Source organism: Metallumcola ferriviriculae, assembly GCF_035573695.1.
In the GTDB taxonomy this organism is placed as follows: domain Bacteria; phylum Bacillota; class JADQBR01; order JADQBR01; family JADQBR01; genus Metallumcola; species Metallumcola ferriviriculae.
This window is the reverse complement of record NZ_CP121694.1, coordinates 3,185,015-3,205,072: the sequence shown is the minus strand read 5'-3', so window position 1 is coordinate 3,205,072 and position 20,058 is coordinate 3,185,015. Positions and strand designations below refer to the sequence as shown.

The following is a 20,058-nucleotide window of genomic DNA, read 5'->3' as shown; positions in this document are numbered from 1 at the left end:
CTTAATAAATGTCGCACCCTATATGGGTGCGTGGATTGAAATACAAGCACCTAAAATTAAAATTGACGGCAAAACCTGTCGCACCCTATATGGGTGCGTGGATTGAAATCGGCACGTAATCGTCCCAATAGTCATGTGCATGCCGTCGCACCCTATATGGGTGCGTGGATTGAAATATCAGCTACTGCAGCAGTAACTGCTTCCTTCAGAGCGTCGCACCCTATATGGGTGCGTGGATTGAAATTCTTTGCTTATGGCAAGCGGGAGTCGGGTAAGACGTCGCACCCTATATGGGTGCGTGGATTGAAATTATATTGAGTCTTATATCCTCAACTCCGGTATGGCGTCGCACCCTATATGGGTGCGTGGATTGAAATCATCAAAAAATATTGCGTTTATTAAGGTGCTCGAGTCGCACCCTATATGGGTGCGTGGATTGAAATTGGCCTGTTTTGTGGCATCTTTCGTAGTTTTGATGTCGCACCCTATATGGGTGCGTGGATTGAAATTGTCTTAACATCGTCAAAGGCGAAGTGTATCTGCGTCGCACCCTATATGGGTGCGTGGATTGAAATCTTTTCGTTATCCTCGGGACGAGGGATGCCGAATAGTCGCACCCTATATGGGTGCGTGGATTGAAATATAGAAAAGTACGACGCCGCGCTAGAGGTACGACGTGTCGCACCCTATATGGGTGCGTGGATTGAAATCAAAAGCGGAACCAATGAGGCACAGGCGCTGCGGGGTCGCACCCTATATGGGTGCGTGGATTGAAATACCTACTCTCCCATTTGAACATCGTAATCGGGGTGTCGCACCCTATATGGGTGCGTGGATTGAAATATCGGAGCACCGGCAGTGCTAAAGCTGATAGTAAGTCGCACCCTATATGGGTGCGTGGATTGAAATCTTTAACATTGTTATTCCTCCCTTTGGGTTTGGTTGTCGCACCCTATATGGGTGCGTGGATTGAAATTATGCAGCAGGGAAACGCATAACAGACCAAAATCGTCGCACCCTATATGGGTGCGTGGATTGAAATCCTCAGGTCGCTGACGTACTCAGCGGAATAACCGCGTCGCACCCTATATGGGTGCGTGGATTGAAATTTGGCCAGGAACACCAAACAGCCGCAGCGGTTTTCAAGTCGCACCCTATATGTGTGCGTGGATTGAAATTGCGCAGTAGTCATGAGATTACCAATCATAGTGGAGTCGCAGCAAAGCTTGATTAACTAACAAACTAACAAAAAAAGGAAAAAGGAAACAAAGGTCGAAGCAACAAGGAGGAAACAAATGGAAATAGTTATTTGAATATCAATTTCTTGGTATTATGATATGCCTAGCTGGTATAATGAAAAAAACGATATGATATATATAGATGGGTTTCGAGCCGGACAGTCACATAGCCTTTACTTGTCCGGAAGAAATTGAGCATAAATTTTTAGTGTTGTTAATATAACTATCTGTTCATGATCGCCTCAGCTGCTGCCATATACGTAAGGCCAAATGCCGGAAAACTTCAGGGGAAAATTGGTTTATATCAGGTTGCGGGTGGTTTGATTATTTTATTGGGATAAGTATTTCCTCATACCATTTTACCAGTGTGATAATTAGGAAGCCACCGGTGGGATCCCCGTGATAGCGAAAATAGTTTTTGTAATTACATCAATAAATATTTGAAGGTGAAACCTATGACCTTGGACAAGTTAGTAAAATACTTTGCCCATAATGGTGACGATATTATCGCCGCCTACCTCTTCGGCTCACATGCCGTAGGGGTGGCTCGCGATGATAGCGATATTGATATCGGAGTTCTGTTGGGAAAATTTCCGGACAGCCCTACTGATTATCGTATAGAGAAGGCAATGGAGCTAGAGAAGATTTTAGGTAAACAGGTTGATTTCGTTATTATTAACCAGGCCCCCTTTATACTTCAATTTCAGATTTTCAAGGAAGGTAAAATCATTTATGAAAAAGACGCTGACAAAAGGGCTACCTACCAAATGCACTTTTTAAGTCGTTATTATGATTTCAAACGGTTTTATGATTTTCACTCCCGTTATTTAATTAATGAAATTAAAGAAAGGGGACTGGGTGTTGGATATTCGAGTAATAGAAGAAAGGCTCCGCAGGCTAAATAAATGTGTCGGGAAGGTACAGAATTATTCCCAGATGACTTTGCAAGATTATCAAGAAGATGAAAATGTCCAGGATATTGTGGAAAGAAATTTGCAACTAAGCATTCAATGTTGTATTGATATTGGAAGCTATATTATTTCTCGTCAAAGATTAAAAGTTCCTGATGATGAGGAAAATGTATTTGTCATTTTGGGAGAAAACCAGGTTATTTCTAATGAACTTGCTCAAAAAGTAAAAGGGATGATAAAATTCAGGAATATTTTGGTTCATGATTACCTAGAAATTGATTCTATTAGGGTTCATAAAATTATCACCAACGGGCTAAGAGATTTCGATCAGTTTGCCAAAGAGGTTATAGGTTATTTATAATAAGAACGATTTTGTTGACGACGAAATGCGTCAATGGTTTATTGAAGAAAGGGACGAAAAAATGCACATGATTAGAAAATGAGGTAGACCCCGGATTGCCAGAAGAATGCAGCGAGATATGCCCATATTACTCTACGTGCCGGGATTACATTGATGACTCCAGATTAAAGGGGACTGAAACTCTCTGACGGTTTTCTCCCCGCCATTGAAGTGTATCGAGCTCGTTACAAGTGATAGTGGTTTTATATATATGCCTAAAGATAGAACGTCTATAATGGTAGGTATAATGAGTGGGATGCAATTATATCAATTTAGGTGGCACCGCAGAAGTTATAAGCTTTTGTCCTATGAAAGATAGGATAAAAGCTGCCTATAACCAATGAGAAGGTCGAAGCGGTAGCTGCCGGTTGGACTACAGCAATGACATGGAAGGTCATGGGTGTAGCCGGGTGAGCAAAAATATAGACAGAAAGTCGGACATTACTCCTGACTTTCTGTCTATTTGGTTAACCTTGCTATTCCGGTTTGGCATCAGTTTCGTTATGGGCCATAAAGCCGCTTTCAACTGCTAAGTCCTTATCCACATAATCTTTTTTCTTTTTTACTTTGGTACCATTGGCAGCGCCAAGCTTGGGGTAGACATATTCAGTCTTACTTTTTTCGTCCATATCTGTTCCTCCAATACTTTTTTTAGAAGTCCCTGAAATTCTAGGGCTTAGAGATGAAATCCTCTTATTTCATTTTCGCGTTGGGTACGTCTTCTCCGGTCAACAGCTTATAGGATTGCTGCAGCAGTTGAACGGAGTAATTAGGATTATGAACGCCGTTAGAACCGTCATATCTTACGAATAAAAGGTTCCAGGCAGCGTTGTAGACTTCTTCGCTGGGAGGAGCATCAAGTGCATTACCTTGGGCATCAGTAAATACGATTTTACCGTGGCTGGATTCAAATTTCTTGTCACCCAGTTTTTCGTTAATGGTTTTTTCCAGCATATCGGCAAGACCCTTAACCTCATCCTGATAACCTTCCTTATTACCATCCCCATCAAAGTCGTCCCTGGCAGTGGGATTAAATGAATCGAAATCGTGACAGCGCCCACAGGAGTTGGCGATATTCTCCTTATTCATTTTGAATGTATGATCTTTAATTGTGTTATCATCTGCCGCCATATGGCATGCCAGGCACTTATTATCTGCCCCGGCATGGGAATGGGTGCTGTAATCAAATCCTTCAACTTCTGCACCGGATTTTGCCAAAAGCATGTCAGTTTGGACAGAATGGTGAGGGGCCTTAACTTGGTCCGGCTCTTTACCACGGCCATTGTGGCACGCGATACAGAGTGCGCCTTTGCCGCCTTTGATGGTACCCAGCGGAATTTCTACGGAGCCGCTGGTCGCCAAATCATGACCGTATTTGGTATGGCAGGTATCGCAGCTTTGGCCTTTTAAGATGCCAATTCCCTCCAGAGTGTCCGGATTGAGTTCGAAACCATAACCATTATGGCACTTAAAGCAGCCACCGCCTTCTCGCAGCGCCGGTGAGTTTTCCGGATCATTCTCCTCCACAGCTGTGGCGTGGGCAGAGCCCTTCCACTGGTCATAAATGATTTGTGCGACGTTCATGTCTTTTGGGGTTTGTTGTTGGTTACCCTGTACATCGCCTTGGTTGTTGTTATTGTTGTTCGTATCTGGAGCTGGGGTGTTGTTTGCGCATCCGACCCCGCTCAAAACAACTAAAGCTAGGACCATTAGCAACAGTATACCTCTTCTTTTCATTTTTTTCCCTCCTTAAAATTAGTCAAATCGCATTTGAAACTGCAAACTGTTTTTAGTATGGTAACATGAGCCAAATTTTATTTATCAAATTATAAAAAAAGCCTGCATAAGACATCGCAGGCTCTTCTTCTGGAAAAAGGAGGGGGGCTAATCCCTCGACAATTTTCTCCCAAGAAATTGACCGACCAGCATACCTTTTAAGAATGCCAAGGGATAAGCCAACATTGCCAACCAATGCATTTTGCGCATCCTGTGTCTCGTATGGACCTTGTGAAACATTTTAAGCATCCCTCCTGAAGTTAGTATGCTATATATTAATTAAAAAAATTCAAATTTTAGTCTTCACTGATAGCCTCAGTGGGACAGCCTTCCACAGCCTCGTGAGCATCATCTTGTTGGTCAGAAGGCACTTCGTCAACGATAGACTTAGCCTTACCATCCTCATCCCAATCAAAAACCTCTGGACAGGTATCAATGCAGGCACCACATTCAATACACTCATCGGGATCTACTTTGACTTTCATGAAATATACACCTCCAATTTTTCTTAATATCATTATGTTTAAATGAGAACTGAAATATACTTACTGCAGTCTAAAATTGGTAGTGGAGGTTAATAATTGATAGTAACCCACTAGCTTTAATTACTGCTGTTGTATACATCAAATAGGCTGCACATATACTATGATCAAAGAGAGGTGACAGAATGTGAGTGTTCAATATCATTTGGGGTCGGCAAAGTATCCTAAGACAATCAAAGAGAAAATTCAATCTCATACCAGCATTTTTCTTCAGGATGGGATGAACATAGACTGGGTAGAGGAGACAATGGGTGGTTTTACTTTTCTAAATCTAATTGTAGAAGAAAACACCAGTGAACCCCGAAACTCAGGGGTTTTATTTCAGCGGTGCAACGAAAAACTAGCGCAAATCTTAACAAAGTTAGTTATTGATAATTTAGAGCACAAGCTGGTATATAATATCATCAAAAATCACTATTATTATTTTAACCGAGACGAGCGAAAAGAAGTATTATTGAGAGCCTTACAAATGTTGGGTAATACTGCCCAAGAAACGGAGGTGCGTCTGCGTATTGAAGATGTGTCAGCGCAGATTGAAAAATATTTAGATCAAAATAAAGAAATCAATATGGAGGGCTTTATTAACTTTCGCTTAAAGGATTATCAACGCGTTCTGACAGATGTAATTGATAAAGCCGTGGACGACTATCTAATGGAAAAGGAATATGATGAGTTCATCCAGCTGCTGCAGTATTTTGTGGATATACAGGACCCCAGGATAGATACGGTAAATGTCTTGTTAAAAAATGATGGTGTTTTTGAACTTTTTGACGGCAAGAATGATCCTATTGATAATGATTACCTAGAAGGGTTTATATTAGAGATGACTGACAATGAAATAAATTATGAGGATTTGCTAATAAGTGCGCTGATTACAATTGCTCCTCGGAAGGTAATTCTGCATAATAGCATCGGCCCCAATACTTACGATGCCATCAGAACAATAAAAAAAGTTTTCGGCAAACGGGCAGAAGAATGCCCCGGATGCCAAGTGTGTCGGGATAAAGGCCAACGCAATCGTTAAGCGTTGGTTTTTTTAATGTAAATCGCTTTTCTTGTATCTAAGTGGTACAATATATTTTGTAAAGGAATATTGTCGAAATGGGGGCTCAGGATGTGGCTGCAGCTGATAATCATCCCTTTAATTGGGGCTTTAATTGGATGGGTAACTAATGTTCTAGCAATCAAATTGATCTTTAGACCATTTAAACCGGTCAAAATTCCGCTAACTCCTTGGTCTATCCAGGGTTTGATACCCAAACGCCAGAATGAAATAGCGGTTAATATAGGTAAGGTAGTGGAAAATGAGCTAATTTCCATGGAAGAAATTCTCCAGGAGGTTAATAACGAATCACGACGTGATCAAGTGGTAGACTGGATCGCTGTCGCGGTACAACAACGGGTACAGCGGAGACTACCTGGAATCTTACCTCAGTCAGTAAAGGGAATTATTAACGGTATGTTAGATGACGTCATTAGAAAAGAAGCAGCCCATGTCTTGGAAGGATTAACGGGCAATATTTCTGCGGAATTAATGAATGAGATTAAAGTAGAGCACTTGGTAGAAGAGAAACTGAAGCAATTCGATTTAAAACAGTTAGAGAACTTGGTGCTAGGTATTGCTTCAACCGAACTAAAGCATATTGAAGTTTTGGGTGCCATACTGGGGTTCTTTATTGGTCTGGCTCAGGTGGGAATATTCCAATTTATTAAGTGAGTTTGACAGCAAGAGGCTTTAGTCTTATAATTTAGAGGAAATGTAAAGTAGCGAAAATGATGAAGAGAAAAAGTAGGTAACTCATGTTTACAGAGAATGAGGGCCGCTGGCTGGAAGCCCTTTAAACCGATGTATTACTGAAAACCATCTCTGAGTGTCTGCCCCAACCTTACTAAGGCAGACCGGTTACCGCCGTTAACGGTGTTCGAGGAGGAGAGCACAGCTCTCAATTAGGGTGGAACCGCGGTCCTTTCGTCCCTGTACGGATGAGAGGGCTTATTTTAATTTATAGAGGGAGGAATAGTAATGTCCGATGTAAAAATAACTTTCCCCGACGGTTCAGTCAAGGAGTTTGCCAGCGGGGTCCCCGTCAGGGATGTTGCTAAATCTATTAGCGGGCGATTGGCGAAAGAGGCTTTAGCTGCCGAGGTGAACGGACGTGTAGTGGATATTGATTATAATGTAACTGATGATAGTTCAGTCAAAATATTTACGTTTAATGATGAAGAAGGTAAGCGAGTTTTTCGTCATAGTTCTGCACACTTAATGGCTGAAGCGGTGAAGAATTTGTTCCCGCATACTGTACTCGGTATTGGGCCGGCAATCGCGGAAGGATTTTACTATGATTTCGATAGTGAACATAAGTTTACCCCTGACGATTTAGAAAAAATAGAAAAGGAGATGCAAAGGCTGGTAAAGGAGAAGCAGGCCTTCGTGCGTAGGGAAATGCCCCGTGAGGAGGCACTTGGGTACTTCAACGAAAAAGAAGAAAAATTTAAGGTGGAATTAATCAAAGATTTACCTGATGAGGAAGCCATTAGTTTTTATAGCCAAGGAGATTTTACGGACCTTTGTGCCGGACCTCATGTGCCGGATACCGGCTATTTAAAGGCCTTCAAGTTGTTAAGCGTAGCTGGTGCCTACTGGCGGGGGGACGAGAATAATCCTCAGCTGCAGCGTATCTATGGAACCAGTTTCCAAAAAAAATCTCAACTCGAGGAATACTTGCATAGGCGGGAAGAGGCCAAGAAACGGGACCACCGTAAATTAGGCACTCAGTTAGAGCTATTCACTATTGTTGAAGAAGGACCAGGATTCCCTATTTTCTTGCCAAAAGGGATGGTTCTTAGAAATCAGCTGGAAGATTTTTGGCGCAGGGAACATACTAAGGCGGGTTATTTGGAGATAAAAACGCCGATAATTCTTAACCGTAGTCTTTGGGAGAACTCTGGCCACTGGGAACACTATCAAGAAAATATGTATTTTACTCAAATAGATGAGCAGGACTTTGCAATAAAACCGATGAATTGTCCGGGAGGCATGCTGGTCTATCGCCAGCAGCAGCACAGTTATCGTGACTTGCCTTTGCGTACCGCGGAATTGGGATTAGTTCATCGTCATGAATTATCCGGCGTGCTGCATGGCTTGATGCGGGTACGGGCATTTACCCAGGATGATGCACATATCTTTATGCTTCCCGAACAAATTACCGATGAAATCAAGAATGTTATTGATCTTGTGGACAAGTTTTATAATGTCTTTGGTTTTAAGTACCACGTGGAGCTTTCTACTAAACCGGAAAAAGCCATGGGTTCAGACGAGATATGGGAGGAAACCACAGCATCTTTAGAAACCGCTTTGAAGGAAAAAGGGATGGAGTATGTCATCAATGAAGGGGACGGAGCGTTTTACGGCCCCAAAATTGATTTTCATCTGGAGGATTGTTTGGGTAGAACCTGGCAGTGTGGTACAATCCAGTTGGATTCCCTCATGCCGGAAAAATTTGACCTCACTTATATCGGGGAAGACGGTCAAAAACATCGTCCTGTCATGATACATCGGGTAGTTTTTGGCAGTATTGAGCGGTTCATTGGTATTTTAATAGAACATTATGCCGGTGCATTCCCCTCGTGGTTGGCACCAGTTCAGGTAAAGATCCTGCCCATTGCTGAGCGGTTTAATGAATACGCTTTTGGACTGAAGCAGGTGATGGCAGAGCGGGGCATTAGAGTGGAAGTGGATGAGCGAAACGAAAAAGTCGGTTATAAGATTAGACAGGGTCAGATGGCAAAAGTTCCGTATATGTTAATTGTCGGTGAAAGAGAAGAGCAAGAGCATACTGTTTCCGTGCGACAAAGGGAAAAAGGAGATATGGGAGCAGTACCGGTGAATCAATTTATTGAAGATTTGCTTTTGGCAATAGCGGAAAAACGCAGCTAGTAAAAAGGGAGCTTTCTAGCAAGAGTTGACCGTTTCCCGATGGTATGCTATACTAATCAAGGTATGTGGACAATGACAAGTAGAGGCCATCCGCTTCTCACCTTATAGCGCCTTTTACGGTAGTTGATAAGGTCAAGACCTAATTGTTGAAATGGTTCATTTTGTTTCAGCATTTTTACGGCGGATGGATAATCCATCCGCCGTTTTTAATTTTGGAGGAAGACTTTGTGTTGGAGGAAGAATTTATGGAGGTGACAAAACATTAGCAAGGATTTAAGGATAAACGAGGGAATTCGGGCCCATGAAGTGCGTCTTATTGGGGCTGATGGGGAGCAAGTGGGGGTAATGCCCGCAAAGGAAGCTCTTCGGGTGGCCAGTGACAAAGGGTTGGACCTGGTGGAGGTTGCTCCTCAGGCCAGGCCGCCGGTATGCCGAGTGATGGATTACGGCAAATATAGGTACGAAATGAGCAAGAAAGAAAGAGAAGCGCGAAAGAACCAACGTATTATCAACGTTAAGGAAGTAAAATTCCGTTTAAACATTGAGGAACACGATTTCCAGGTCAAAGCGCGGAATGCTATCCGTTTTCTTGACAACGGTGATAAGGTAAAGGTTACTATCATGTTTAGAGGCAGGGAGATTTCTCACGCCCGTTTGGGTAAGGTTATTTGTGAAAAACTGGCTCAACAACTAAAGGATATTGCCAATGTAGAGAAATATCCCAAAGTTGAGGGTAGAAACATGATTATGATATTAGCTCCAAAAAATGAAGTGAAACAAGCTGACTAGGGAGGAGGATAATCATGCCGAAAATGAAAACTCACCGAGGTGCAGCTAAAAGGTTTAAAAAGACTGCTACCGGGAAAATTAAACGTTCCAAGGCTTTCACAAACCATATCTTGGAAAAGAAGAGTCCTAAAAGAAAACGTAATTTGAGAAAATCCGGTGTGCTTAGTGATGCCGATCAGAAAAGAATGAAAAAATTGTTACCTAATTAAGGGGAGGTTTAGTCATGGCTCGGGTTAAAAGAGGCGTAACAGCCAGAAGACGTCATAAAAAAGTTCTTAAATTGGCCAAGGGTTACTTTGGCATGAAATCAAAAATCTTTAGACCGGCTAACCAAGCGGTAATGCGGGCGCTGGCAAATGCATATGCAGACCGGCGTAAACGTAAAGGTGATTTCCGTAAGCTTTGGATTGCCAGAATTAATGCAGCTGCCAGGATGAATGGTTTGTCCTACAGCAGATTTATCAACGGTCTAAAGCAAGCAGGTGTAGAAATTAATCGTAAAATGCTGGCGGAGCTTGCTATTCATGATCAAGAAGCGTTTGCTCAATTGGCTAATGTGGCAAAAGAAAGACTTCAGGCATAACAGAACATTAATTGTCAGGGCCCTAAATATGTTTTGGGGTCCTTTTTAATGGCCGTGGAATTTTAAGGGAAAGCAAACCCGGGGCAAGCTAGCATTATCCGGAAGAAGATATTCTTATTGGTTGAATTATCAGCTAAAGGGGTATTATTACAAGATTAAGCCGGAAAGAATAAAGGGGCTGTGCTTACGATGCAGCATATACAATCAACACAAAATAGTAAAATAAAGCTCATCCGTTCGCTGCGTTTACGGAAGGAACGATACAAACAAGGTCTTTTTCTAGTGGAGGGTGTCAACCTAACCAAAGAGGCGATTAATTATGGTAAAGTTAAACATCTAATTCTTTCTGAGAAATTTGCGGAAAGAGAGATGTGGCAGGAAAAGCTGCAGGAAGAGACCTCCTTATTGGTGGTACCGGATGTACTTTTTAATGATTTAGCTGCCACTGAATCGCCTCAAGGTGTAATGGCGGTTGTGCAAAAGCCTGAGGTTAACCTGACTAATTTCCGTTATTCGGGCGGAAATGTTTTAATTGCGGCAGGGTTGCAGGACCCCGGCAACATGGGCACCCTGATTAGGACTGCTGCTGCTGCCGGATGCGCCGGGGTTATTGCCACCAAGGGTACGGTAGATCTTTTTAATGACAAGGTGGTTCGCGCCACTATGGGAGCAATTTTTCGAATTGCGTTAATTCAGGGTGTTACAGAACTGGAAACAGCGGAATGGGTAAAGAAGCAGGGGCTGGATTTAATAATAGCCGATGTTTCTGCCCGGGATAGCTGCTACGAAATTGATATTAGCAGGGATTTTGCATTAACAGTTGGCAATGAAAGCCGCGGCAATGACACTAGAACCGTGGCACTGGCAGATAAAGTGGTAAAGATACCAATGGCCGGTGAAATGGAATCGCTGAACGCGGCGGTGGCCGGTAGTATTATTCTTTATGAAGGGGTCAGACAGCGCCGTGTCACACTTGCCAATGGTTGAAACCCTATGGTATAATCTACTCAGGTAGAAAGGCCAACCGTTAGAAAGGGTGGTAAATGATGCTACCTGCAGAGTTTTTTTGGCGTGTTTTTGAGCTGACTGGCTCGATTAAAGCTTACATGATTTATCGCAAACTGGCAGTGCATTAATTTTTTAACTGCCACTAATTTTATATGTAATAAAGGCGATGATTGGGAAAAGTAACTTACAAAGCTTCTCCCCAGGGATAAGAGGCCAAAGACTGGAAGCCTCTTTGAGAGTAGGTAAGCGAAGTTCGCCCAGGAGTAGCCGGTTGAAAATATATCTTAGTAGGCCGGGTCGGATCTTCCGCCGTTATATGGAAGACGATATCATGCGTATCGTAAAAGAGATTGAACCACTAGTGGTTAACTAGGGTGGTACCGCGGAAGAAGGAGCTTTCGTCCCTGATGGACTTAAGCTTTTTTTGTTTATGTATAGGAAATTATGGGTTGTGGATAATTTCCTATACATGGGGGTTATTAAGGGGGCATGCCCCCTTATGTTAAATGCAGGAGGGTCACAGCGAAGCGACCTAGGGAACCAGGGGTTCCCTGGGTAAAAACAAAAGCATTACCTTTAAGTGCCGAAAGGCATGAAATGCTTTTGTTTGATATCTTGAATGTGGAGGTTAGAGTATGCGAGAACAGTTAGAACAGATGCGGTTGGCAGCGGTCAATGAGCTCAAATTGATAGCTGACTTGGAGCAGCTAGAACAGCTGCGGGTAAAGTATTTGGGCAAAAAAGGTGAACTTACCCAGGTTTTACGCGGTATGGGCAAGCTTAGTCCTGAGGAGAGACCGGTTATTGGACAGCTGGCTAATCAGGTGAAAGAGCAGTTAGAAGCGGCACTGCGCAGCAAGGGCGAGGACCTGGAGAAAGCCGCCCAGCAGGAAAAGCTTAAGGCCGAAGAAATAGATGTCACCCTGCCTGGGCGTAAGTTTAACTCGGGTACACGGCACCCGCTCTACCAAGTTTTGGACGAGATTGAGGATATTTTCCGTAATATGGGTTTTACTATTGCTGAGGGGTCGGAAATTGAACTGGACTACTACAATTTTGAAGCATTAAATATCCCCAAAGACCACCCGGCCAGGGATATGCAGGATTCTTTTTACATAACGGAAGAAGTGCTGCTGCGTACTCATACCTCACCGGTACAGGTAAGGACCATGGAGAAGAAGCATCCGCAACTGCCCATTAAAATTATTGCACCGGGGAAAGTCTATCGCCGGGACGATGATGCTACTCATTCACCTATGTTCCACCAGGTTGAAGGCCTGCTTATCGATAAGAATGTCACGTTTGGTGATTTAAAAGGGACCTTGCTTACTTTTGTTAAACGAATGTTTGGCCAGGACCGACGTATCAGACTGCGCCCCAGCTACTTTCCCTTTACCGAGCCTAGTGCCGAAATGGATATATCCTGCGGTGTATGCGGCGGGTCGGGCTGCCGTGCTTGCAGCAATACCGGCTGGCTGGAAATCCTTGGTTCAGGGCTTGTACATCCTAAAGTATTGGAAATGTCTGGCTATGACCCCCAGGAAGTGACCGGCTTTGCCTTCGGTATAGGTGTCGAACGTATCGCCATGCTGAAGTATGACATCGATGACCTGCGGGTACTATTTGATAACGATCTGCGTTTTTTGCAGCAGTTCTAAGGAGGATATTGGCATGCAAGTTTCATATAACTGGTTACAGGAATACGTTGATATAAACTTATCTCCAAAAGAGTTAGCGCACCAGCTGACATTAGCAGGAATTGCTGTGGATGCAGTTGATTATTCCGGCGAGGGCATTGACAATGTGGTAGTGGGTCATATAACAAAGATAACTTCTCACCCTAATGCCGATAAACTTGTGGTGTGTCAGGTTGATGTGGGAAAAGAGAGTGTGCAGATTGTCACCGGTGCGCCCAATGTTCAGGAGGACGCAAAGGTAGCGGTGGCTTTGGTAGGGGCAGTGCTGCCCGGCGGAACGAAGATAAAAAAGGCAAAGCTTCGCGGGGAGAGTTCCGCCGGTATGATGTGTTCTGCTAAAGAACTGGGCTTGGACCCGAAAAACTTCCCGGAGGAGCAGAGAGAAGGGATCATCATCCTGCCTGATGATGTGCCGGTGGGTGAGGATATTAAGAGTGTATTGGGATTGGACGACTATATTTTGGTGTTGGATCTGACTCCAAATCGGGCTGACTGCATGTCTATGCTTAATGTGGCCCGGGAAGTGGCCGCAATTACCGGTGGGGCCATAAAGCTTCCTAATTTTCAAGTTGATGAAGCTTCACTAGCACCGGCCGATGAGTGGGCCAAAGTGCGTATAGATGCTCAAGATTTGTGCCAGCGCTATGTTGCAAGGGTGATTACCGATGTTACCATCAGTCCCTCACCTTTGTGGATGCAGCATCGACTGAACGCTGCTGGGGTCAGGCCGATTAATAATGTAGTGGATGTCACTAACTATATCATGATGGAACTGGGCCAGCCCATGCATGCTTTTGATTATGACAAGCTGGAAGAGCATAGAATTGTGGTGCGTAAGGCGGTTCAAGGCGAAAAGATTACCACACTGGACGAAGATCAATACGAATTGGACGCTGACATGCTCGTTATTGCCGATGCGCGGCGGCCAGTGGCCGTTGCTGGGGTTATGGGCGGTTTGGAAACTGAGGTTACTGCGAAGACTCAAACAATATTATTGGAGTCAGCATATTTTGAGGGGATTTCCATCAGACGTACCTCGCGTAAACTGGGGCTCCGCTCGGAATCATCAAGTAGATTTGAAAAAGGAATTGATAAGGAAGCTTCTGCTATGGCTGCGGATCGGGCGGCACAGCTGTTGATGCAAGTATCAGGAGGGAAAGTGGTACCGGGCAGTGTTGATGCCTACCCGCGGCCATGGTCCCCAACGGTTATCCAGATGAGTTGCGATCGTGTCAATCAATTGTTGGGTACCGATATATCCGGCGGCCGTATGCAGGAAATGTTGGCCTCACTTTCTTTGGAAGTTAAGCAATTAGAAGGGGCGTTATTGGAGATACGGGTGCCTTCTTATCGGGGCGATTTGACCGCTGAGATCGATTTGGTGGAAGAGATAGCCCGACTTTATGGTTATGACAATATTAAAACTAACTCTGCCGGTGGACGAGCCGAAGTAGAGGACTTCACGCCGGAGCAAAAACTGCGTAAGAAAGTCACAGAGACGGTTCTCGGCTGTGGGCTAAACGAAATTATAACTTATAGCTTCATCAGTCCTAAATCCATGGATCGATTGATGGTGTCGGCTGAGCACAATTGGCGGAAGAATGTCGTCGTACAAAATCCCCTCAGCGAGGAACAAAGTGTGATGCGTACCACCTTGCTGCCGGGATTATTGGAAACAGCATCAAAGAACTTTAAACGCAGGCAGACGGACTTGGCCTTGTTTGAAATAGGCAGTGTTTTTCAAGCGGCAGATACACCTTTGCCTGATGAGAGACAGCATATAGGGGTTGTGGTCAGCGGCGAGGCTGCCCGGGGTTGGATGAGCAAACCGGAACAAATGGATTTCTTTTATGCCAAGGGTATCGTGGAAGAAATCCTTCAGCAATTGGGAGTTAAAGAATATTGGTTTCAAAATACTGACCGCTATCCTTCACTCCACCCGGGACGCAGCGCCGAAATTATGGTTGGCGGTGGTAATTCCGGCGGCAGTATAATTGGCTATCTTGGCGAGGTCCATCCTAATGTACTTGATAATTATGGTCTGCAGCAGCGGGCTGCGGTGGTGGAACTGTATTTGAGCGGGTTAATCGATTATGTCAATTTGGTTCCCACCTACCAAGCACTGCCTAAATTCCCGGCTATGGTGAGGGATATGGCTGTGGTAATTCCCGAGAATTATCAAGTGGCGGAAGTAGATGCGGCAATTATGGAAGCTGGAGGTAACTTGCTAAAAAAAGCTTATCTCTTTGATGTCTACACCGGCAAACAAATAGCCGAAGGTTACCAGAGCCTGGCTTACTCTATGAAATACCAGGCAGATGATCGGACCCTTACGGACGAAGAGGTATCCCAACACCATCAGCGCATTCAAGAAACATTACGGAAGAAATTTGACGCTCAGCTGCGCTAAAGAAGGAAATTTGTCGTAAGTAGAGAAATATTTGGTATAGAAGCTTAGCCGGGAGAGTGGCAAATGTCTCAAAATAAAAGTAGGGTTGCGGTAAAAATTCACGGTCAGGAGTATGTGGTGCGGGGTGAAGAGACGGCGGAGTACATTGAAACTCTGGCGGCAAGGATCGATAGAATGATGACCCAAATCGGGGAGAAAAGTACACTGCAAACTGGGCAGATAGCGGTGTTAACTGCCTTAAACCTGGCGGATGAACTTGAAAAACTGAGACAAAAACATGCTGAACTCTTAAAGATGGTGAGGGAAGGCAGAAACTAAAGATAAAGCGCCCACCGGCGCTTTATCTTTTTTGTTCTTTTAATAGGACGGTATTATTTGCGGGAATACTACCATAGGACTGTTTTGGTAAAGGATGGGTGAAATGACCAATTTGGAAGTAGCTTGGGTGCTGAATGATATTGCCGGTTTGCTGGAAATCGGCCAGGATAATGTATTTAAAGTACGGGCTTATCAAAAGGCCGCCAGAGTGGTTCGACGTCTTAATGAGGACCTAACAATGCTTTACCAGGAAGGTCGCCTGCGTGAAGTACCGGGAATCGGCAGTAATATTGAGGCTAAAATTAAAGAACTTTTAGAGACAGGGCAATGTGAATATTACTTAGAATTACGGCGCAATGTACCGGAAATTCTCAGAGAGATGGTACGCATACCTAATGTGGGCGTGAAATCCGCCAAACTGATTTATAAAGAGTTAGCGCCCGATAGTTTAGATGATTTGCAAAAGCTGGTTCAAGAAAGAAAGATCAGGAAATTATCGGGTATGGGCAGTAAGACTGAATTAAGCATCCTTAGGGGCATAGACTTATTACGACGGGGAAGCGGCGAAACTCCCCTGGGTGTGGCTAAATCTGTGGCGGAAGAAATAGTCAAAGGGATGAAAGAGATTAAAGAAATAAATCGCTTGGAAATTGCCGGCAGCGTGCGTCGTGGAAAGGATATGGTTGGAGATGTGGACATTATCATCGCCACTGACCAGCCCATAAAGGTCGGAGAAATTCTCGCTAGGCACCCTCAAGTGAGGGAGGTGCTGGCTCTGGGTGAGACTAAAGTGAGCGTGCGTACTTGGCTGGGCATTCAGGTGGATTTCAGGTTAGTGACCGATAAACAATTTGTTACGGCCAAACACCATTTTACCGGTTCAAAGGAACATAATGTAAGATTAAGGCATATTGCTAAAGAAATGTGCCTGAAAATAAATGAATATGGTGTATGGGAAGATGCTGAGCTTATTGCTGTGGACAGCGAAAAGGAAATTTACCAGCGGCTGGGACTGCAATATATACCACCTGAACTAAGGGAGGATGGGGGCGAGGTGGAAGCTGCTGCAAGTGGCAGCTTACCAGAACTTGTGACTTTAAATGATATTAAGGGTGATTTACACCTTCATACCCGCTGGAGCGATGGGGTCAATACTCTCGAAGAAATGGCCCAGGCAGCTAAACAACGGGGATACCAATATATGGCAATTACAGATCATTCCCGTTCCTTAAAAATCGCCGGTGGGCTGAGTATTGAACGATTAAGAGAGCAGAGGCGAGAAATCGACGAACTAAATCAGAGATTGGCTCCGTTTAGGATTTTTGCCGGTGTGGAGGCGGACATTCTAACAGACGGAAGCCTGGATTATCCTGACGAAATGCTGCGGGAAATGGACATAGTGATTGCTTCTGTACACAGTAGGTTTCGGATGGAAGAAGATCAGATGACTAAGCGTATTATTAAGGCATTATCTAATCCCTGGGTAAATCTGCTGGCACATCCTACGGGAAGGTTGCTGGGCAGAAGACCGGGATATGCGGTAAATATCAATGCGGTTTTGGAAGCTGCGAAGGATGAGGGAAAAGGTGTGGAGATAAATTCTTCTCCTGACCGGTTGGACTTACGCGATGAACATGTGCGTTTGGCTAAAGATATGGGTATACCGATAGTTATTAATACCGATGCTCATGATATCGTACGGCTGGGTGAAATGGCCTACGGTGTCATAACTGCCAGAAGAGGATGGTTGGAAGCTGGGGATGTGGTAAATGCCTGGGACAGAAAAAAGGTGTCCGCTTGGTTAAAGGGAGGAAAATAAAGGAATTAAGCAGTGGTACATTGAATTACTAAGTGGGATATTTGGAGTGATTATTTGATGTCTGCTAAGCTTCCCAAGGAGTTTTACCAACGCCCAGCAGATATAGTGGCACGCGAATTATTGGGCAAAGAATTATTTCATGAAACAGAGCAGGGGACTACCTCGGGTTTAATAGTGGAAGCTGAAGCTTATTTGGGGCCGGGGGATGATGCAAGTCATTCTGCCCGGGGAAAGACTAAGCGCAACGCTGCCATGTTCGGCCCGGCCGGTCATGCCTATGTTTATTTGATTTATGGAATTCATCACTGCTTTAACATAACCACTGACCTCGAAAGGTTTCCTACCGCGGTATTAATTCGTGCTTTGGAGCCTCGTCAGGGTGTAGATATTATGCAAAGGCGCCGAGGTATACCTGCGCTGAGGCAGCTTTGCAGCGGTCCGGGCAAATTGGCCCAGGCCATGGCATTTAACTTGGGCATTAATGGCTGCAATCTCCAGTCTGAGCAGCTTTTTGTAAGTGAAGGAATTACTATAAAGAGAGCGGATGTCGTCGTTACTACCAGAATAGGTATTAGCAAAGCTGTGGAAAAGCCGCTGCGATTTTATTTAGCCGGTAATCAACATGTATCGGTTCGGTGAGGAGAAATAGATGAAAGTTATCTTATTGTTTATTGATGGGCTAGGTTTGGGTGATAATAGTAGTGAGGCCAATCCCTATTGTGAAGCAAATACGCCTTTTTTAAACCATCTAATGGGTGGGCATAAGCTTTATCGGGAAGTAATGCCCATCTCTGGCGGGCAGCTGACGATAAAAGGGATAGATGCTGCGTTGGGGGTCGAGGGCATACCTCAAAGTGCCACAGGACAGGCCGCAATTTGGACCGGGGTTAATGCTCCGGCAGAGTTGGGTTATCATTTAAACGGTTTACCAAATGCTAAGTTAAAGAGGATTATCAGCCGCGATAATATTTATCTAAAATTACAGGGGTACGGTAAAGCGGTAACCTTTGCCAACGCTTACCGCCCAGCTTTTTTTACGCATGGCAGTGGTCACATTTCAGTTTCCACCCATGCCGCGCAAGCAGCAGGCCTAAAACTGCGGACAATGAATGACCTTAAATGTGGTAATGCGGTCTATCAGGATATTACCAACCAACTTTTATGCAATTATGGGTATGTAGAGCCGTTAGTATCGCCTACCGCTGCTGGGCGCAATTTGGTACGTATCAGTCAAGGATTTGACTTTACCGTGTTTGAATATTTCCAGACTGATATTGCCGGCCACAAGGATGACTGGAACCGGGTACAGGAAATTTGGCAGACACTCGACGAATTTATCGCGGCTGTGGTGAATGGGATTGATCTAGATTCTACCCTGGTTATATTAACTAGCGATCATGGGAATATCGAAGATTTTACTATAAAAGGGCACACTAGGAATATGGTTCCTCTGATTGGTATTGGCCGGAATCATGAACTGCTGCTAGGCATTAAAGATATATCAGGCATTGCGTCCGAGATAGAAAAAATTATTAGGGAGGATGATTGACATGCAGCTGGGAGAAATTTATCAATTAGCAATTAATGAGGGCATCGCCGCAGATTATCGCGGTGAAAAAGGAATTAAAGAAATGTTAGCGAGGCAGGAGAAAAAATATCGGGATTTAAAGGAAGAGGACAAGGCGGCATTTGACCAGGAAAACCTCAGTAACCCATTTAATGACACCCGGATTCTCTACGGTGACAGTGGCCGGAAGGTTAATACCATTTTGGCCGGAATCGATATTGAGGCTGCTGAAGTACTTATGGCGGACAGGCTGCGGGAAAAAGGGACGCCGATAGACCTTATTATGGCCCACCACCCTGAAGGAAAGGCACTGGCAGCACTGCATGAGGTAATGCATTTACAGGAAGATATATTACATATTTTAGGTGTCCCCATTAATGTTGCCGAGGGAATACTAAGCAGACGGATAGGAGAGGTTAAACGGGGGTTGATGCCGGTTAATCACAATCGTACCGTAGATGCGGCGAAGATTTTTGACATTCCTTTAATGTGTGTACATACGCCGGCGGATAACTTAGTAAGCAAATTTCTAGATGATTTGTTCAATGATAAAAAACCAGAAACTGTGGGTGATGTGGTAACTGGTCTCAAAGGAGTTCCGGAATATCAGAAGGCAATGGAAATTAACGCTGGCCCTACTATCATTTTAGGCAGCAGTGACAGGCGTGCAGGTAAAATATTTGTAGATATGACTGGAGGTACCGGTGGCTCTGAAGATGCCTACGAAAAACTCGCCCAAGCAGGGGTGGGCACTATTGTGGGGATGCACATGGGAGAAAAACATCGAAAGGAAGCGGAGAAAAATCACCTCAATGTAGTTATTGCCGGACACATAGCCAGTGATTCTTTGGGCATGAATTTATTTCTTGATTCGTTGGCAGCTAAGGGAATTGAAATAATTACCTGCTCCGGGCTTACTCGGGTGACGAGGGGATAATTGCATTTGAGTGGGAAAACTCTTGCCGTGAAAGGTTAAGACCATGAAGATAAATAGTTACATCAATAAGACGTGTCTTTTCGGCACGTCTCTTTTTACCATATCTATACTAAGGAAGGAAGATGA

20 protein-coding genes, 1 CRISPR repeat array and 2 other annotated features (1 of these 23 running past the window's edge) are annotated in these 20,058 nt (G+C 44.2%); of the genes, 17 read left to right on the top strand and 3 right to left on the bottom strand.

Features of this window, described 5'->3' with window-relative positions:
• A CRISPR array of direct repeats spans nucleotides 1-1,178; the repeat unit is 32 nt; unit sequence GTCGCACCCTATATGGGTGCGTGGATTGAAAT (it extends 3,649 nt beyond the left edge of the window).
• Nucleotides 1,179-1,693: 515 nt separating this feature from the next.
• Nucleotides 1,694-2,143, top strand: coding sequence for a type VII toxin-antitoxin system MntA family adenylyltransferase antitoxin (gene mntA / locus MFMK1_RS15810; protein WP_366922643.1), 450 nt, complete (start codon nucleotides 1,694-1,696; stop codon nucleotides 2,141-2,143).
• On the top strand, nucleotides 2,100-2,510 hold the full coding sequence (hepT, locus tag MFMK1_RS15805; RefSeq protein WP_366922642.1) for a type VII toxin-antitoxin system HepT family RNase toxin: 411 nt from the start codon (nucleotides 2,100-2,102) through the stop codon (nucleotides 2,508-2,510). Before mntA ends, hepT begins: the two co-directional genes overlap by 44 nt.
• A 515-nt stretch (nucleotides 2,511-3,025) precedes the next feature.
• Here hepT and MFMK1_RS15800 read toward each other — a convergent pair.
• From MFMK1_RS15800 to MFMK1_RS15790, 3 genes are all read right to left on the bottom strand, one after another.
• Nucleotides 3,026-3,178: a hypothetical protein gene (locus MFMK1_RS15800; protein ID WP_366922641.1), complete on the bottom strand. Its 153-nt coding sequence runs from the start codon at nucleotides 3,176-3,178 to the stop codon at nucleotides 3,026-3,028.
• Between the two features lie 64 nt (nucleotides 3,179-3,242).
• Nucleotides 3,243-4,286, bottom strand: coding sequence for an ammonia-forming cytochrome c nitrite reductase subunit c552 (locus MFMK1_RS15795; protein ID WP_366922640.1), 1,044 nt, complete (start codon nucleotides 4,284-4,286; stop codon nucleotides 3,243-3,245).
• Nucleotides 4,287-4,621: 335 nt separating this feature from the next.
• Nucleotides 4,622-4,810, bottom strand: a complete 189-nt coding sequence (locus MFMK1_RS15790; protein ID WP_366922639.1) for a ferredoxin — start codon at nucleotides 4,808-4,810, stop codon at nucleotides 4,622-4,624.
• Nucleotides 4,811-4,994: 184 nt separating this feature from the next.
• Between MFMK1_RS15790 and ytxC the strand changes: the two genes are divergently transcribed.
• The 15 genes from ytxC (at nucleotide 4,995) to MFMK1_RS15715 (ending at nucleotide 19,932) form a co-directional block, all read left to right on the top strand.
• On the top strand, nucleotides 4,995-5,891 hold the full coding sequence (gene ytxC, locus MFMK1_RS15785; protein WP_366922638.1) for a putative sporulation protein YtxC: 897 nt from the start codon (nucleotides 4,995-4,997) through the stop codon (nucleotides 5,889-5,891).
• 90 nt (nucleotides 5,892-5,981) lie between these two features.
• Complete coding sequence (locus MFMK1_RS15780; protein WP_366922637.1) at nucleotides 5,982-6,584, top strand: DUF445 domain-containing protein; 603 nt, start codon at nucleotides 5,982-5,984, stop codon at nucleotides 6,582-6,584.
• Between the two features lie 50 nt (nucleotides 6,585-6,634).
• Nucleotides 6,635-6,847 (top strand) — a binding site (T-box leader).
• Nucleotides 6,848-6,890: 43 nt separating this feature from the next.
• Complete coding sequence (thrS, locus tag MFMK1_RS15775) at nucleotides 6,891-8,804, top strand: threonine--tRNA ligase (protein ID WP_366922636.1); 1,914 nt, start codon at nucleotides 6,891-6,893, stop codon at nucleotides 8,802-8,804.
• 261 nt (nucleotides 8,805-9,065) lie between these two features.
• The gene (infC, locus tag MFMK1_RS15770; RefSeq protein WP_366924966.1) at nucleotides 9,066-9,593 is read left to right on the top strand and encodes a translation initiation factor IF-3; all 528 of its coding nucleotides are present in this window, start codon (nucleotides 9,066-9,068) and stop codon (nucleotides 9,591-9,593) included.
• Between the two features lie 14 nt (nucleotides 9,594-9,607).
• Complete coding sequence (rpmI, locus tag MFMK1_RS15765) at nucleotides 9,608-9,802, top strand: 50S ribosomal protein L35 (RefSeq protein ID WP_366922635.1); 195 nt, start codon at nucleotides 9,608-9,610, stop codon at nucleotides 9,800-9,802.
• Nucleotides 9,803-9,816: 14 nt separating this feature from the next.
• Entirely contained in the window at nucleotides 9,817-10,176 is a 360-nt protein-coding gene (gene rplT, locus MFMK1_RS15760) for a 50S ribosomal protein L20 (protein ID WP_366922634.1), read from the top strand.
• 189 nt (nucleotides 10,177-10,365) lie between these two features.
• Entirely contained in the window at nucleotides 10,366-11,163 is a 798-nt protein-coding gene (locus MFMK1_RS15755; protein ID WP_366922633.1) for a TrmH family RNA methyltransferase, read from the top strand.
• Nucleotides 11,164-11,219: 56 nt separating this feature from the next.
• On the top strand, nucleotides 11,220-11,312 hold the full coding sequence (locus tag MFMK1_RS15750) for a YqzL family protein (RefSeq protein WP_366922632.1): 93 nt from the start codon (nucleotides 11,220-11,222) through the stop codon (nucleotides 11,310-11,312).
• A gap of 29 nt (nucleotides 11,313-11,341) precedes the next feature.
• Nucleotides 11,342-11,593 (top strand) — a binding site (T-box leader).
• A gap of 226 nt (nucleotides 11,594-11,819) precedes the next feature.
• Entirely contained in the window at nucleotides 11,820-12,842 is a 1,023-nt protein-coding gene (pheS, locus tag MFMK1_RS15745) for a phenylalanine--tRNA ligase subunit alpha (protein ID WP_366922631.1), read from the top strand.
• A gap of 13 nt (nucleotides 12,843-12,855) precedes the next feature.
• Nucleotides 12,856-15,291: a phenylalanine--tRNA ligase subunit beta gene (gene pheT / locus MFMK1_RS15740; RefSeq protein ID WP_366922630.1), complete on the top strand. Its 2,436-nt coding sequence runs from the start codon at nucleotides 12,856-12,858 to the stop codon at nucleotides 15,289-15,291.
• Between the two features lie 63 nt (nucleotides 15,292-15,354).
• Complete coding sequence (locus MFMK1_RS15735; RefSeq protein WP_366922629.1) at nucleotides 15,355-15,609, top strand: cell division protein ZapA; 255 nt, start codon at nucleotides 15,355-15,357, stop codon at nucleotides 15,607-15,609.
• Between the two features lie 103 nt (nucleotides 15,610-15,712).
• Complete coding sequence (polX, locus tag MFMK1_RS15730; RefSeq protein WP_366922628.1) at nucleotides 15,713-17,428, top strand: DNA polymerase/3'-5' exonuclease PolX; 1,716 nt, start codon at nucleotides 15,713-15,715, stop codon at nucleotides 17,426-17,428.
• Between the two features lie 57 nt (nucleotides 17,429-17,485).
• The gene (locus tag MFMK1_RS15725; RefSeq protein ID WP_366922627.1) at nucleotides 17,486-18,067 is read left to right on the top strand and encodes a DNA-3-methyladenine glycosylase; all 582 of its coding nucleotides are present in this window, start codon (nucleotides 17,486-17,488) and stop codon (nucleotides 18,065-18,067) included.
• Between the two features lie 10 nt (nucleotides 18,068-18,077).
• Nucleotides 18,078-18,977, top strand: a complete 900-nt coding sequence (locus tag MFMK1_RS15720) for an alkaline phosphatase family protein (protein ID WP_366922626.1) — start codon at nucleotides 18,078-18,080, stop codon at nucleotides 18,975-18,977.
• A gap of 1 nt (nucleotide 18,978) precedes the next feature.
• Entirely contained in the window at nucleotides 18,979-19,932 is a 954-nt protein-coding gene (locus MFMK1_RS15715) for an NGG1p interacting factor NIF3 (protein WP_366922625.1), read from the top strand.
• Nucleotides 19,933-20,058: the final 126 nt, after the last annotated feature.